Origin of the sequence: Sivoneniella epilithica UHCC 1019 (assembly GCF_040830845.1) — a bacterium.
Classification (GTDB): Bacteria; Cyanobacteriota; Cyanobacteriia; order Leptolyngbyales; family Leptolyngbyaceae; genus ULC077BIN1.
Genome location: NZ_JBFPDP010000045.1, coordinates 29,464 through 44,302, shown reverse-complemented (window position 1 = coordinate 44,302; position 14,839 = coordinate 29,464). Strand labels below are relative to the sequence as shown.

Annotated in this window: 16 protein-coding genes; 4 read left to right on the top strand and 12 right to left on the bottom strand. The window is 46.0% G+C overall.

What is annotated here, in order from left to right:
* Window positions 1–485 precede the first annotated feature (485 nt).
* Both AB3R30_RS21355 and AB3R30_RS21350 read left to right on the top strand, forming a co-directional pair.
* Window positions 486–917, top strand: a complete 432-nt coding sequence (locus AB3R30_RS21355; RefSeq protein ID WP_458651228.1) for a hypothetical protein — start codon at window positions 486–488, stop codon at window positions 915–917.
* A 118-nt stretch (window positions 918–1,035) separates the two neighbouring features.
* Complete coding sequence (locus AB3R30_RS21350) at window positions 1,036–2,007, top strand: type II toxin-antitoxin system VapC family toxin (RefSeq protein ID WP_458651227.1); 972 nt, start codon at window positions 1,036–1,038, stop codon at window positions 2,005–2,007.
* A 10-nt stretch (window positions 2,008–2,017) separates the two neighbouring features.
* On the opposite strand, the gene AB3R30_RS21345 is transcribed toward AB3R30_RS21350, so the two are convergent.
* From AB3R30_RS21345 to AB3R30_RS21315, 7 genes are all read right to left on the bottom strand, one after another.
* On the bottom strand, window positions 2,018–2,899 hold the full coding sequence (locus AB3R30_RS21345; RefSeq protein ID WP_458651226.1) for a fructosamine kinase family protein: 882 nt from the start codon (window positions 2,897–2,899) through the stop codon (window positions 2,018–2,020).
* A gap of 7 nt (window positions 2,900–2,906) precedes the next feature.
* Window positions 2,907–3,272, bottom strand: a complete 366-nt coding sequence (locus tag AB3R30_RS21340) for an MliC family protein (RefSeq protein WP_458651225.1) — start codon at window positions 3,270–3,272, stop codon at window positions 2,907–2,909.
* Between the two features lie 165 nt (window positions 3,273–3,437).
* Complete coding sequence (locus AB3R30_RS21335; protein ID WP_458651229.1) at window positions 3,438–3,818, bottom strand: PIN domain-containing protein; 381 nt, start codon at window positions 3,816–3,818, stop codon at window positions 3,438–3,440.
* A gap of 9 nt (window positions 3,819–3,827) precedes the next feature.
* A complete protein-coding gene (locus tag AB3R30_RS21330; RefSeq protein WP_458651224.1) occupies window positions 3,828–4,088 on the bottom strand; it encodes a hypothetical protein in 261 nt (86 codons plus the stop codon).
* A 56-nt stretch (window positions 4,089–4,144) separates the two neighbouring features.
* Window positions 4,145–4,636, bottom strand: coding sequence for a hypothetical protein (locus AB3R30_RS21325; protein WP_458651223.1), 492 nt, complete (start codon window positions 4,634–4,636; stop codon window positions 4,145–4,147).
* A 73-nt stretch (window positions 4,637–4,709) separates the two neighbouring features.
* Complete coding sequence (locus AB3R30_RS21320) at window positions 4,710–6,005, bottom strand: M16 family metallopeptidase (RefSeq protein WP_458651222.1); 1,296 nt, start codon at window positions 6,003–6,005, stop codon at window positions 4,710–4,712.
* 332 nt (window positions 6,006–6,337) lie between these two features.
* A complete protein-coding gene (locus tag AB3R30_RS21315; protein ID WP_458651221.1) occupies window positions 6,338–6,739 on the bottom strand; it encodes a universal stress protein in 402 nt (133 codons plus the stop codon).
* A gap of 220 nt (window positions 6,740–6,959) precedes the next feature.
* Between AB3R30_RS21315 and AB3R30_RS21310 the strand changes: the two genes are divergently transcribed.
* Complete coding sequence (locus tag AB3R30_RS21310) at window positions 6,960–8,180, top strand: phosphoglycerate kinase (RefSeq protein ID WP_458651220.1); 1,221 nt, start codon at window positions 6,960–6,962, stop codon at window positions 8,178–8,180.
* 231 nt (window positions 8,181–8,411) lie between these two features.
* On the opposite strand, the gene arr is transcribed toward AB3R30_RS21310, so the two are convergent.
* From arr to AB3R30_RS21295, 3 genes are all read right to left on the bottom strand, one after another.
* A complete protein-coding gene (gene arr / locus AB3R30_RS21305) occupies window positions 8,412–8,840 on the bottom strand; it encodes an NAD(+)--rifampin ADP-ribosyltransferase (protein ID WP_458651219.1) in 429 nt (142 codons plus the stop codon).
* Window positions 8,841–9,078: 238 nt separating this feature from the next.
* On the bottom strand, window positions 9,079–9,681 hold the full coding sequence (locus tag AB3R30_RS21300) for a hypothetical protein (RefSeq protein WP_458651218.1): 603 nt from the start codon (window positions 9,679–9,681) through the stop codon (window positions 9,079–9,081).
* A gap of 246 nt (window positions 9,682–9,927) precedes the next feature.
* Window positions 9,928–10,932, bottom strand: a complete 1,005-nt coding sequence (locus AB3R30_RS21295; protein ID WP_458651217.1) for a phosphoribulokinase — start codon at window positions 10,930–10,932, stop codon at window positions 9,928–9,930.
* A gap of 539 nt (window positions 10,933–11,471) precedes the next feature.
* Here AB3R30_RS21295 and petH point away from each other — a divergent pair.
* Window positions 11,472–12,719: a ferredoxin--NADP reductase gene (gene petH / locus AB3R30_RS21290; RefSeq protein WP_458651216.1), complete on the top strand. Its 1,248-nt coding sequence runs from the start codon at window positions 11,472–11,474 to the stop codon at window positions 12,717–12,719.
* Between the two features lie 114 nt (window positions 12,720–12,833).
* Here petH and AB3R30_RS21285 read toward each other — a convergent pair whose 3' ends face one another.
* Both AB3R30_RS21285 and AB3R30_RS21280 read right to left on the bottom strand, forming a co-directional pair.
* A complete protein-coding gene (locus tag AB3R30_RS21285; RefSeq protein WP_458651215.1) occupies window positions 12,834–13,571 on the bottom strand; it encodes a 2-phosphosulfolactate phosphatase family protein in 738 nt (245 codons plus the stop codon).
* Window positions 13,572–13,765: 194 nt separating this feature from the next.
* Window positions 13,766–14,791 (bottom strand): SGNH/GDSL hydrolase family protein, encoded by a 1,026-nt coding sequence (locus AB3R30_RS21280; RefSeq protein ID WP_458651214.1) that lies wholly within the window; start codon window positions 14,789–14,791, stop codon window positions 13,766–13,768.
* Window positions 14,792–14,839: the final 48 nt, after the last annotated feature.

Genomic DNA, 14,839 nt, shown 5'->3' with positions numbered 1-14,839 from the left:
AATTTACGACTCAAGATGCCCGCATCAAACTCAAGCGTCTCTATCCATCAATTCTTTCTTGACAGACTACTAGGTTTTTAAGATGAATGATAATTGAGGTAGAACTCCTCACGGTGGCTCAAAGTAGGTTCTCAACAAAAGCTGTTTTTTGTATGTCGATTGTATATACAAAAGATTTTAATTGAAAGTATATGTAGATACAAAAAACAGTTATTTTGTGGTGCAAGCGAAAACTTTTGTAGCCACAGCTTGTTTTGAATGATTGCGTGATTAGGTCGATGGGTTGTGCCATAAAACTATTTGGCATCTGCGATCGCGTAATCCTAAAACACTATTGAACCTCTTGCAAATCCTTTCTAACTGTAAAAAGACTATATGAAATTGTATATCTTGAACTATTTAGTTTGCCTAGATTGATATACGATTGATAGGCGTGTGAGAGGAATCTCAACTAAATGCAGTGCAGTAAGAAAAATAAAGCCGACATGGATAGAAAATTAGTAAGTTTTCGGCTGCCTGAAGACTTAATGCAAGAGCTAAGGGAACGGGCAGGAGTAGATGGAATTGCAGTCACCGAACTAGTTTGTAGGCTGCTGCGTCAAGGATTGCGAACTAGCACCGATGATCGAGTTGCAGCCCTTGAAGACGAGATTCGAGAACTAAGACAGTTACAGCAAATTAATCTGAGCAGTGTCGCCTCAGTCCCCCCTCCTGCTCTGGCTTATATGTTTTCTCAACCTGTCGCCACCCGTGAGAGCGACAGTGAGATTAAACAGAGAATGGCTGATTTAGAAGTTTTGATGAAAGAAGTGATCACCAGTTGTGCCAACATTCCCAAACTAGAAAGTTTAGTAGAAGAAATCCAAGCGACTCAAGTGGCAGTCTGTGCAGAAAAGGAGCGTGAACGGCAAAAGTAGAGAACTAGACGAGTGTGGTGCAGAAAAGCCCCCTTCTGCTCCCGCTGAGTAACTGTCCTGTGCCCCTGGTGTGTGGTGAGTATATGCCTCAACTCGATCGCATCTATAGGTAAGAAATATGCTTCCAAGCAAGCTCCCGACGATATGCACTGCTCTATTGACTGCCAATGTTTTCCAAAATGTTTTAGCAAGACATGACCCCCGCTGCGAATACTATACAAATCTATTGCAGCGTCTCGCATCGCGCCCGGTTCAGTGGTACATAACTGCCCTTGATTGGAATCTTGCCCAGACTTCTTGGGAAGTATTTGGCAGAGAGGTAGGAGTGGATGAAACTTGCTGGGATGCTTATTGGGGATTATTCAATCAAGTGAAAGTTGCTCCGTTTGGAAAATCGATTTGGGAACTGTCAGGAGAATTACAAATTGGCAATTTCTATGATGCTTTGCGGTTAGCAACGGCGAGTGATCAAAATGTGAGCGTGATTGTAACTCAAGAGCCGCAACAATTTGCGCGATCGATAGTAGATGCTTACCGAGCGCAGGTAGATGGCTATTTTTATATTGCCCTGCCGACGATCTGTCCCGATACGGGCAATGAAATAGAGCAGTATATTGGCGTATTTTCGGTGGGTGCTTTTTTATTGAATTTGGATAATCTTGGAAATGATCCGCTAACAATGCAGTTGCCGCGATCTCAAATTTTCCAGTTAGAAAGCCTACAAATGACCGTTGGCGATGAGAGTGAAGTGACGATTCTGTTGCGAGGCTGTGCTGATCAACGAGCCGTGACCGTCGGAGGGACAACCCCGTTTGAGGCGATTCAACGAGCGATCGACCAAGTAGTAGATGAATGGTACGACATGCCCATTCGCCAGCTAGTCCGGTTTTGGAGCAGACCCTCCACGCTAACGGGTGCCGATTCTCCAGTAGAAATTGTGGTGGGTGTAGAGTGTGGCGATTTGAACTTTGAAAGTAGTGCTTGTAGCGGCAACTTCATTCGGGCAGCGGCAGATGCTTATGTGAAAGTGATTAACTTGATTTGTGAGCATTTAAAGCTGCAAGTTAGAGACAAGGAAATAGAAATCTAAATGATTTTTCTTAACTAAAACTTAGAATTTGCTCAATCATTCGATTTGCTCGAGCAGCATAGCTACCGCCGAACAGGTTGAAGTGATTGAGGATGTGATACAGGTTGTAGAGGGTTTTGCGCTGGGAGTAGCCAGAATCTAGCGGAAATGCTGCGGTGTAGCCGCGATAGAAGTCAGCCGGGAAGCCGCCAAACAATTCAGTCATGGCAAGATCCACTTCGCGATCGCCGTAGTAAGTTGCTGGATCAAAAATCACGGGTTCACCCGTTTGAGTCACTGCGGCATTGCCCGACCACAAGTCGCCATGCACCAAAGCAGGCTGTGGATTATGTCCCGCCAACAATTGACGAACTGCATTGAGTAAACGGGTTTGATCTGGAAAAACGCCGCCCCGCTGAGCCGCCAACCGAAACTGATAGCCTAGTCGGTGTTCCGTCCAAAATTCCGTCCAGTTCATTGTCCAATCATTGATTTGAACGGTTGAGCCAATCGTATTGTTGATTTGCCAACCAAACCCTTTGCGGCTAGTCGTTTGATGCAGTGCCGCCAACTGATGACCCATGGCTTCCCAACCCGATTTGCTGGAATGCCCCAATTCCAGCCATTCCAAAACTAGATAGGCAGAACCCGCTGCCGTTCCCCAGCAAATGGGCTTAGGGACTCGAATGGTTTGGCTGGTCAGGATTTCATCGAGTCCTACTGCCTCAGCCTCAAACATGGCAAGTTGCGCTGCCTGATTTACCTTGACAAAGTAGGTTTGCTGACTGCCAGAAATTGCATAGCCAGAATTGATGCACCCTCCACTCACCGATCGCCGATTTTCTAGGTGAAAGGGTTGATCAAGTCTCTGGCTAATGTGTGTGGCGATCTCATCCCACATAAAACGGCTCAAAAAATAATTACCACAGGCCTCGAATCAGTCCAGCAACCGCAACACAGTTTGTAAATTGTGGCGTACCGCCCACCTCTACCGTTGCTTCATCTCCCTTCGTCAAAATAGTCACGCTGCCATTACTGTATTGTGCGCCAGAAGCAGATTCCACTTGAGGTATCACGATGACTTTGCTGCCAAAGGTTGCCTGAACTGTTTGATTATCAAAAAACTTTGCCGAGAAGCCTTTTGCGTCATCACACTGATAGGCAGCAGTCGTAATGATCTTGGGCGTAGGGTTTGCCTGTTGAGCGATCGCGGGCATTGTCAACAGAGGAGTCATCGCCCATACCGCTAAGATGATTCTAGAAGGAATCATAAACTGGATTGTCATCCGAAAAAGTCCTTAAACTGATTTTGTTGCTAGGGTAACAGCAATTCAAGTGATTGCATCTTAGTGAATAAAAAATATCAATTGAGTTCAGCGGCAGTGAACAACGTCGGCATCCTAAGCAACTTCATCTTTATTCCATCGCCGCAACGATTTGTTAAGTTTCGATCAACGTGCGTAAGGCTGAGCGGTCAAAAGGTTGGGGACGACTCGGTAATGTTTAACATTAAATGTACATAGTGTTAGACCGCGCCCCACAGCACATGCAGCAATTAAAGCATCCAGTAGTCCGAGACTGTTTGACAAATGATAGGTTGTAAAATCTGACAGGGCGCGGGCACAATCGGCTTCAATTGCCCATATCAGAGGTAATGGTGCAACTAGTTGCAGCGTTTTACGAACTTGCTGCACATTCTGAGAGCCTTGAACCAACTCCATGACAACGAAGCCAGGAACACTGGGTATCTCTGCAAGACTGGAAAACCAGTCTATTGCAGGTGTATATCCTCGTTGAATATCAATTAAAACATCAGTATCTAACAAATACATCAAGATTTCCTATGCCCGCGTTCGTGCTTCAGCCTCTTGGCGCAGATGTCTAGCATGAACTTGGCTATCGATAATATCCGGTCGTGAGTTAATGACCCCTTCAGCTTGCCAATAAGCAACAAGATCTGCACCAGTTTGAGGTGAATTGCTCAGAACTGTTCTGACTGATAAAATCCGGAGGATATACTCAGATAGAGGCAGGTTTAGCCGTAAAGCTTCAGTGGACAATTCATTCTCCAGATCCAATGGCAAGTCTAAGCGGATACTCATTTCCACGTTCCTCGTTGACGGATACTTTACATCGATAATAACTGTTGTCCTTAAAATTAGGTGCATCGCCGAATCGGCAAGCGTACATCTAAGTTGATGCCATTAGCAATGCAGATAGTTCTAACATCATTCGTTGCATCGATCGCCCAATGCACACGCTCAGTAGCATACTCCGTGCCGCAAGAAGTCGCTCCATGAACCAATCGATGGCGCAGTCGAAAGGCTCTAGCCAGTCCATCCCAGTTCTTCACCACTTCAGGAAGACGTAACTGAACCTTTGTGAAAACTTCGTCTCTCCAAACATCCTTATACCTATTGAGTCCATGACAGCTTTTCAGCTTCGTTCGTACTACCACATTTGGAGAAATACCGAGTGCAATAATCGCACGTCGAACAGTCCATTCAAAGTGAATAACTGCAAGAAGGGCTGACAATGAAGGATCTTCAGCCAAAAATTGCTTGATGCGCTCTTCACGAGACAGGCTTGAATCTTGAACTAGAAACACTACATCATCTCCTAAAACTTGAATCCCAACAGATGATCTCAAAAGGCTTCTCCGCCTAAAGCCTCAGTAGGCTAACAAATAATTAAAGGGCAGGATAACCTTTTTGCGCTATCTCTCACTCCGCGCCAGGTCGAATCGTCACAATTCCATAGGCGTTGGGCGAGAGATAGCGCTGAACGGCAACGCGCACAGCTTCAGCGTCGATCGCCTGAATGTAGTCGGGATAGTGAATCGCAGGTTCTAGATCTCGTAGCAGCGTATGGTAATAGCCATACAGCCCAGAGCGATCGCTGGGCGTTTCATTGCCAAACACAAAGTTATTGGTGGTGCGAGTCCGAATTTTGGCAATTTCAAATTCCGTAATCAAGTCTGTTTGGAGCGTTTGGAGATGCTGGGCGATCGCCGCTTCCACCACTGCCAAATTTTCGGTCGGCAACTGCGCTGAGATATAAAACGCGCCTTGGTGCAGATAGCTCATATTGCTGGCTGAGATATTAGAGACTAGACCGCGTTCTTCACGTAACTCCCGCACAAGCCGCGAGGTGCGCCCCCGGCTTAGCACCGATGCCAACACATCTAATGCGTAGGTTTCTGGAAGATCGTTCAATCCAGGAACTCGCCAAATCATTATTAAGCGGGCTTGCTGCAAGCTATCATCGGTAACTTCCCAGCGAACGATTTCGGTAAATGGAGTTTCGGGAACTAAAGATTGAGGAGTCGGAAAATCAAGATTTACTGGCTTCGTTGCGGCTTGCTGAAAGCTATCTTCCACAATTTGGATCAGGTCTTCAACGGGCAGGTTCCCCACGACGCAAGCCGTGATGGATTGGGGCTGATACCAATTTGTGTGAAAGTCGCGCATTTGCTGGGCGGTCAAGTTTTCCACGACTTCGGCAGGTCCTAGCACATGGCGGCGGTAGGGCAGGCGATCGAAGGTCAGTTCTGTGGCATGGTGAAAGGTACGGCGACGAGGATTATCCTGCGATCGCCGAATCTCTTCTAAAACCACTTGTCGCTCTCGCTCAAACCCCGCATCAGGAATCGTCGCATTCATCACCACATCCACTTGCAGGGGTGCCAATGCCGCAAAGTCTTTTGGAGCCGTTGTGATGTAGTAATGCGTGTAATCTTGGCTGGTGGCAGCATTGGTTACGGCTCCCCGCTGCTCGATCAGCCGCTCAAACTCGCCACTTTCTAACTTTGCCGTGCCCTTAAATATCATGTGTTCTAAAAAGTGTGCCATGCCATTGATATCATCAGATTCCATGGTAGAGCCAACATTCAGCCAAATATTTAGGCTAACGGCTTCCGTAGGCATCTGTTCGGCAATAATAGTCAGCCCGTTGGCTAAGCGATGAATCCTGGGTGCGTTGAGTGGTGAGGTCGAAGACTTGAGCAGAGTAGCCGTCATGCAGTGCCCTTGATGTGGGTGATATCTGACTATTTTAGACGGTTCAGATTCGAGATATAGCAATGGATGAATAAGTTAGGACACAAATATCCTTGAGAGATAAGGAATAACGGACGGTCGTTGTCTTTACCTTTCTCGTGTTGCTATCAGCGAAAATCAGGCGATCGCTGTCAAATTGACGCTTACATTGAATAACCCGCAACCGCGATCGCTTCGAGTGCATCAACAAGATAAAAGTACTTCTCTATTTATCTTGGCTGGGCTAGGGATATTAGATGCCATATCTCTATGAGTAAAACAGAGCTTGAAGAATTTTGCTCCTGAAACCTGAATCAGGGCACAATCAGCACAGGGCAAGGAGACAGGTTGATGACTCGATTGGTAACGCTGTCTGCTGCACCTTCTTCCGTGAGTCCAATACCACGACAGCCCATGACAATTAGATCCGCTTCAATTTCATCCGCTACATCGCAAATGGTAAAAGCAGGTTTTCCTTGCCGTTCCAGCAGTTCCGATTGAATGCCTTGCTGAGAGAACATGGTTTTTGCGCTTTCTAGCAGTTCCGCGATCGCTTCTGGCGAAGACATTACTTCTGAAGCCCCTTCCTCTATTTCCTCCACAACCGACAAAATAATCAAGCGGCTTTTGTGAAAATTCACAACGTTTGCCACAGTTTCGGCTGCTTGCCGAGATTCACGACTCTGATCAATCGGAAAAAGTACGGTCTTAAACATTTCTGTGATCTCCAAAAAAGTAGAAAGGTAAAAGTTATAAAGATCGATGCAAGTAGCGAGTAGGATGCCCAATTCCTGACACCCAATCTCTAATTCCTGATCTCCAATCCCTGCCCTGACATCCGCCCTTTAAACTCTAATCCCTTACTTCCTCCGCTGAGTGTCCCAAATCATGAAAAAATATGGGTTGAGCAGAAGACTCATTCAGGAGGTTGGTTCGGTGTCCAAAAAGACTTTAGCAAACTTATCGTCCGCTGATTTATCTGGCAAGCGCGTTTTAGTTCGGGTAGACTTTAACGTGCCGGTTGATGATCACGGCAAAATTACAGATGACACCCGCATTCGTGCGGCTCTGCCGACGATTCAATATCTCACCTCAAACGGTGCAAAGGTCATTCTAGCTAGCCATTTTGGTCGTCCTAAAGGTGATGATTTTACGGCGCGTGTCACTGACAAATTTCGACTGACTCCTGTGGGCGATCGCCTGTCTGAAGTGTTGGGTAAACCCGTCGTCAAAACCGATGATTGCATTGGCGATGATGTGGCGGCAAAAGTGGCAGCAATGAATAATGGCGATGTGTTGCTATTAGAAAACGTTCGCTTCCATCCTGAAGAAGAGAAAAATACACCCGAATTTGCTAAACAGCTTGCGGCGATCGCGGATTTATACGTCAACGATGCGTTTGGGACGGCTCACCGTGCCCATGCTTCGACTGAAGGCGTAACTCATTACTTGAAGCCGTCGGTGGCTGGGTTCTTAATTGAAAAAGAACTGAAGTATTTGCAAGCGGCAGTGGATGCTCCGGTTCGCCCCTTAGCGGCAATTATTGGTGGCTCCAAAGTTTCTAGCAAAATTACAGTGATTGAGGCGCTGCTGGATAAGGTCGATAAGCTATTTATCGGCGGCGGTATGATTTTCACCTTCTATAAAGCTCGCGGCTTAAGCGTGGGTAAATCTTTAGTTGAAGAAGAGTTTTTGGAATTAGCCAGAACGCTAGAAGCCAAAGCAAAGGAAAAGGGAGTAGAACTCTTGCTGCCTACCGATGTAGTGATTGCTGATAAGTTTGCACCCGATGCAGAGTCTCAAACTGTGAGCGTGGAAAGCATTCCCGATGGCTGGATGGGGTTGGATATTGGTCCCGATTCGGTGAAGGTGTTCCAAGCGGCTTTGGGAGATGTGAAAACGGTGATTTGGAATGGTCCGATGGGGGTGTTTGAGTTTGCTAAGTTTGCTGTGGGAACAGACGCGATCGCGCACACATTGGCAGGTTTAACTAAAACCGGAACTACCACCATTATTGGCGGCGGCGATTCAGTTGCAGCCGTTGAAAAAGCCGGATTAGCCGATCAAATGAGTCACATTTCTACAGGCGGTGGAGCCAGTTTAGAACTGCTAGAAGGGAAGGAATTACCTGGAATCGCAGCCTTAGATGATGCTTAGCTGAGCGAATGCTGTCTTTGTTTAATAAGGCAATTATTTAATGGGGGTAATTCTTGTGGATGCCCCCATTTTTGGTTTGCCGGGTCTTTTGAAGCAGCATAACGTTTGGTTCAGCCACGGTTTGTAAGACAAAATTTTGTGGGGAATTTTTGTGGAGCAAAACCATAAAAGGGCGATTTACAGACTATCAAGCGTAGGCATCAAGCGCCGGAGGAGTGCTGCAACCCTTTGTTAGTCATTTAATGAATCAATTCCTTGTTCTTTAAGCTGAGCTAATCCATCTTTCATTGTTTTGACTTGCTCTGATGAATGTCCTTGCCAAACTGTAACCTCACCGACAACCTTAAATGGATGGAATGAACGGTAAGATTTTGTTGGATTACCTTGGAATTTTCTGTCAGTCAAATCAGGATCGTCTTCAATGGCTCCTGTTGGTTCTACTAAATAAATTCTTTCACTCCCTTCGCCAAAGGAAAGCTCAGCACCCCAAATAGCGGCATCCAAAGTTGCTGTCAAGAAAATATATTTAGATCTTTTTCTTTGTCCAAAATTTGAATTAAAACCAACTTCGATTAAGTCTCCAATTTTTAGATCCGCCTTTGTTCCATGAAAGAATGTCTGAGCAAAAGGAGTTGCTTTAGATTCATTTGATTTGTTCATGCTTTCCTCCTCATTGTGAAAGTTATCTGTGATTGTTCTTCAGGATGTCATCTTTTGGTTTTGCCTCGTAGCAGCCCACTCTTCAAGGACAGCGCGGACTTCAAAGTCATGCGTGGCAGAGGGTTTCATCGTTTTATCTCCAAAGGGCGTAGTTGACAGAAGTATACCTAGTTAATCAAAAGGGGGATATTGTCTGAACAACATCCCCCTTTTGATTGAAATGATTGAGTTGTAAAGCCTAGTCGAGATAGCCCATTAGGGTTTCGGGTTCAGGATCGACGTTTTGGTTGGAAGCAATGGGGCGACCACCCGGCAGCAGAGAGCCTTGCATCAAATCGGGACTGCTTGCCATGACGGGGCGGTTCATGAGCATCAGCCCTTCTACCATTTTGATTTCACTATTAAACACTGGGCGATCGCCTGGAAGCATGTCATATACGGTTAGGCTGCTCGTGGCAATGGGGCGACCGTTCATGAAAGAGCCTGCCAAATCTAGATGACTCGCGGCAATGGGGCGAATGCCAGCAGAAGAGATTGTTTCAGTAATCTCAAACTCACTAGACATGAGAGGACCATCCGCAGCAACGTGAGCATGTTGGTGGAGCGCGATCGCCGATTGACTGCTTGCCTTATCTTGAGCGGAAGGAGTTTGCAACTTGACCATATCATCAGCACTCATAACATCTTCACCAGTTACTTTAAGGGGATCCGTCTCAATTGCCTGCTCATTAGTTTCGGTTGAGTCAGTTGTTACAGCTTTTGGAGAACGAGAAGAACGCGCCTTCTGAGTCGTTGCTTTCGTTCCACCATCATTTGCTCCAGCCGTATTGTCAATAGCCATAACCAGTAATTCCTAATGAGCAGTCAACACCAAACAAGTTACTAAAACGTGTTCAACTCTAAAATTCATCTAAAAGTCTTAAGAAAATAGTATCGGAAATTGGGGGATCAGCTGACTCACACATCAACCAGAATTTCTTCTGAGAACGATTGAATTTACTAATGGGTCGCTTGCTTCACCTTCAGAAGTAGATCAGGGATGCAGAAGAAAGCTTTTATTGACTCTTCTCTGCATCCGTCCCTCTTCCTAAACTTGAGCCGCGATCTTCGCTTGACCCGCAGTCAGACGCTCATAGGTTGCCCGCATCTTCAAACCGGTCAACACTTGAAATAAGCCAGTTCCATTAGTAGAACCGGGGTAGTCACGGTGTTTTAACAGTAACTCTGTAAGCTCACCATTGTATTTAGCCGAAGTGTTACTTAAGTGCTGCTCAATGTAGATCACCTCTTCTAGGCGATCGAACTGACCATCGACTTCCAACACCGAAACGCTATGTCCATAGTAAGCATCAGGACCATAGTGCATCCGAATACCGGGATAAGAACAAGTCAGCTTGCGTCCACAGGGTATCCAATCAATCGTAGATCCTTCATCAAACAGATAAGATGGCTCAAATCCATCCACTTCATCTCGCTGAATCATTTGCACCCTAAGGACTTTCCGCTCTTGATCATCTTTAATCAACTGAGTAGGCAAGACCTGAATAACTACATCTGCAAACTCTTTCTGAGGGTCAATGTAAGCAGTGAAATCAGGACGACGCGAGTTGATTGCTGCTAATACATCCTCATAGGTATGCCCTCTCTCAGACATATCGCGCTGAATCTTCCAGGCAATTTTTACCTCATCGCTGATGTCCAAGTAAACACTGAAATCTAACAAACCCCGCACCCGTTCGTCATATAAAGGGTGAAGCCCTTCAATCACCACGATATGGTTAGGTTCGACCACTTCGGGCGCATCAAGGCATCCCGTTTCATGATTATAAATAGGCTTGTTAATAGATTTGCCGTTTTTCAGATCTCTAATTTGCTCATACATCAAATCAAAGTTGTTGGCTTTGGGGTTCAAAGCAGTGATACCAGTCTGCTTGCGCTGCACCCGATCCAGACTGTGGTAATCGTCTAAGCAGATCACCGTGATGAACTCTTCCCCAAACAGATCTGCCAATCGGCGCAGAAAAGTAGACTTTCCGCATCCTGAATCTCCGGCAACGCCAATCATTACCACGCGGTCTGGCTTACTGGTCATAGTTTCCTCTAATCAAAAGGGTTATCTACTAAAGATTCGTCTAATGCAAAATTTGCAAGCTAGAGCGATTCTTGTTATCTAATAAAATGCGATCGCTCATTATGAAGATCTAACAGCCAGCCAGATGCGAATCTTTTAGGCAAGTCTTTTTGACGATTAAGACGATTAAGTATTTAATACTACCGTTAAGTTTATCTTACCAAAATGGGATCACCCCCACAACACTACTTATTAGAAAATTTATTGCTAAGTCTTAATTTTCTTATAAGAGGAGTAGCTCAATGAATTCTGGCGAATTTTGAAACTCATCTAGAATTCAGCAATACTCTTAAAAGACCCATGGTACGGTAAAAGGGAACGTTTTTAAGATTAAAGTTCATTGGTTGATAATCCAGGTTTTGACTGAAATGTTTTTAGGGTGGAGCGCTCAAAGTTCGGGGGCATTTCCCTAAACTTTTCGGAGCGCGATCGCCAGCATTAGTTAAAAACGGCATGTTGCAGCACAATGATAGGTTAGGTGAATCGGAGATCCAGGCAAAATGCAAAATCCAAGCGCAGTAGGCGCAGCGTCAAATACTCAATCTGGAAGTCGCATGTATCGATATGAAATAGCGGGTCTGCGCCAGAATCAAGAATCTGACAAAGCAAACTACGCAATTCGTCAAAGTGGCAATACATTCATCACTGTTCCCTACAGCCGAATGAATGAAGTAATGCAGCGAGTCACCCGTATGGGCGGCAAAATCATCAGCATCCAACCTGTTAATGGGTTGAATGGAGGTAACGGAAACGTTACTCTAGAACAGAAAAAAGGGGAGGCAAGCATCCAAACTGGACAGAGCAATCCTACATCTGTAAGTGAGAGTAAGCCCATGACTCAAGCGAAAGCTGCGAAAAAGGACGTTCCGGTTAACATTTATCGTCCTAATGCTCCTTTTATTGGTAAGTGTATTTCCAATGAGCCGTTGGTTTCAGAAGGCGGCATTGGCATCTGTCAGCACGTTAAGTTTGATATTTCTGGCGGTGATCTCCAGTATCTTGAAGGGCAAAGCATCGGGATTATTCCTCCTGGTACTGATAAAAATGGCAAACCTGAGAAACTGCGGCTCTATTCAATTGGATCAACCCGTCATGGCGACGATCTTGATAGGAAGACAGTTTCTCTGTGTGTTCGTCAGCTTGAATATAAGCATCCTGAAACGAACGAAATGGTGTATGGAGTTTGCTCCACTCACATTTGCAACATGAAGCCGGGGGATGAGGTTAAGATTACTGGGCCGACCGGAAAGGAAATGCTGCTGCCCGATGAGCCTGATACTAATATCATCATGTTGGCAACAGGCACCGGAATTGCGCCTTTCCGCGCTTATTTATGGCGCATGTTTAAAAAGGGTGAGCGTTCTCTCAATCCTGAGTATCAGTTTAAAGGGCTTGCCTGGTTAATTTTTGGGGTGGCTACTACTCCGAATGTGCTTTACAAGCAAGAGCTTGAAGAGATGCAGGAGCAGTATCCTGAGAATTTCCGCCTGACTTATGCCATTAGCCGAGAGCAGAAAAATCCTGAAGGCGGCAGAATGTATATTCAGCATCGTGTGGCAGAACACGCTGAGGAGATTTGGGAAAAGCTAAAAAGCGCCAAAACCCATGTTTATATGTGTGGCTTGAAGGGGATGGAAGATGGTATTGATGAGGCTCTTGGAGCAGTCGCTTCTAAAAATGGAATTGAATGGAAGGAGTATCAGCGTCAACTGAAAAAAGAGGGTCGCTGGCATGTAGAAACCTACTAGGTTTTCTACTTCTTTAGGTTTAGTCATTTGCAATGCCTTGATGGATGAGTCTATCAAGGCATTTGTTTTAAAGTTGTAATTGAGCAGTTAATTGGGCAATCGCTAGCTGTTTTTCTATTTCTCACTGACCAATACTCCGAGTTCCCGTTGAATCGGCACCACGGTTGAAGTATCAGTTTGAGCGCAATAGTTAAGATCGTCGTGGCATTCTAGACGCAGCAGACGTTGCCCGTGACTGGCATGATGCAGCAGATCGAGTAGCGAATCTTGCCACTGACGATAGAGGCTAACGGCTCCAATCACTTCGTCATTGCCAGCCAGTTTGTCTAGGGAGCAATTGAGCGCGGCTTGTAGGCTATGGGCGATCGCGCCGGCACAAACGGTATCTTCCAGTGAAAAACTGCCTTCCCAACCGGATGCTACGATCCACACGGTTTCTGGCTGATGATCTAAAAGATGTTGGACGATCGCTTGGCGATTAATTAGGGCGGCTGCCAACACTATCGGCGCAGATTCCACTTGCTGCAAAGCGCGGGTGCCATTCGTCGTACTGATAAACAACCGACGACCTGCCACTCGTTCGGGAGTGCAAGCAAGCGGAGAGTTGCCAAAATCAAAGCCTTCCACCATCGCGCCGCCTCGTTCTCCTGCCCGAATTCGCTTTTCGGGTGCCCAGCGATCGCTCGTTTCCAAAAGCTTATCCAGATCGCTGAACACTTGAACAGCTTCTGCGCCTGCGCCTAAAGCAGTAACCATGGTGCTAGTGGCGCGTAATACATCAACCGCGATCGCGCAATCCGCATCCGTTTTAGTCGGAACCAGTTCAGGTGTATGAAAAATTGATAGCTTCATAGATAGGAAGGTAGTTGAACGGATCAGCAATAAAAAGCTCTCAGGGCACAAGCTGTAAATACTTAGAATACAGCACCGATGAGAGCCAAAACGAAAGCTTAACCCTAGCGACCTATATAAACTGTAATGGCAAAAACTGCAATGTATTCAATGGTTCAACTCACTGTTATCGCTCAGCGATCGCCCAATCGCTTCTATAGTTCAATCTTCACCGCTTTCTGACGCTGACGTTGCTGCAACGCTTTCAAGCTCACAAAAGCACCTGCAATAAACAAGCCTGCCACGGCTGAGGGTTCTGGTATTGCCTGAGAATTGCTGACGGTTTCAAAGGCAAGCTCGCCAATAAATGCATGAGTCGCTGTGGTGGGGTGAATATCATCCCAAAATACATATTCCCTAGGATTAGAACAGACCGTAGGAACCACACCAGGATTGAGTAATGGTGGCGGGGAAATACAGCTTTCAGTCGTGTTGGTAAACCCATACTTAGCTGGATTGGTTAAAGCATCGTTGAATAAAGCATTAACGTCTAGCGGAATTAAATTCACCCCGCTAGGGCTTAAGGATGGACTCAACAGACTGAGAGTTTGCGCTAAGAAGGAATTGTGCGCTCCGCTAAGGGCAGTTAGACCCGCAGAGGCTTGAGGATTGGCGATCGTTCCCGGCAATTTACCCAAGTCTGGCAGATTCGCCACCACAATATTTTTCGCACCTACGCCTGCCAACGATTGGATTGCCGTGGATAAATTGCTGACTGGAATGGCTGGGTTCTGCTGCTTGCCGCCAAGATAATCGTTTGCGCCTGACCAAACGATGTATAAAGCGGTCGGATCAGCAACCGGATTCAATGTTGTGAATAGGTTCACTTCCTGTTGCAAACCGGGAACGCCGCCGGGTAGGGTCGTGTTTAAAGTTCCGGTAGTGGCTCCGGCAAACGCAAAGTTAGTTTGTGGAGTGTAGGTCAGATTTAGCTTGGGAGCCAAATATTCAACCCACAAAGGACCGTTAGACAATCGTCCATTAAAGTAGGGTGGCGGCGGAATCAGGTTGCCTGTTGCTCGATATAAGTTCCCTGTATCAGAGAGACTATCGCCAAACACATACAAATTGGTAAACCCAATTGCTTCGGCTACCACGGGAGAAAGAGCAACTAAGGCGATGGGCAATGAGGTCGCGATCGCCACCCCGTAAACCTGAGAGACAAAATTTTGTGTCCGCATAATAAACCTAAAAGCTTTGCCAGGAGAATAAAAGCTATTGCTAGAAAT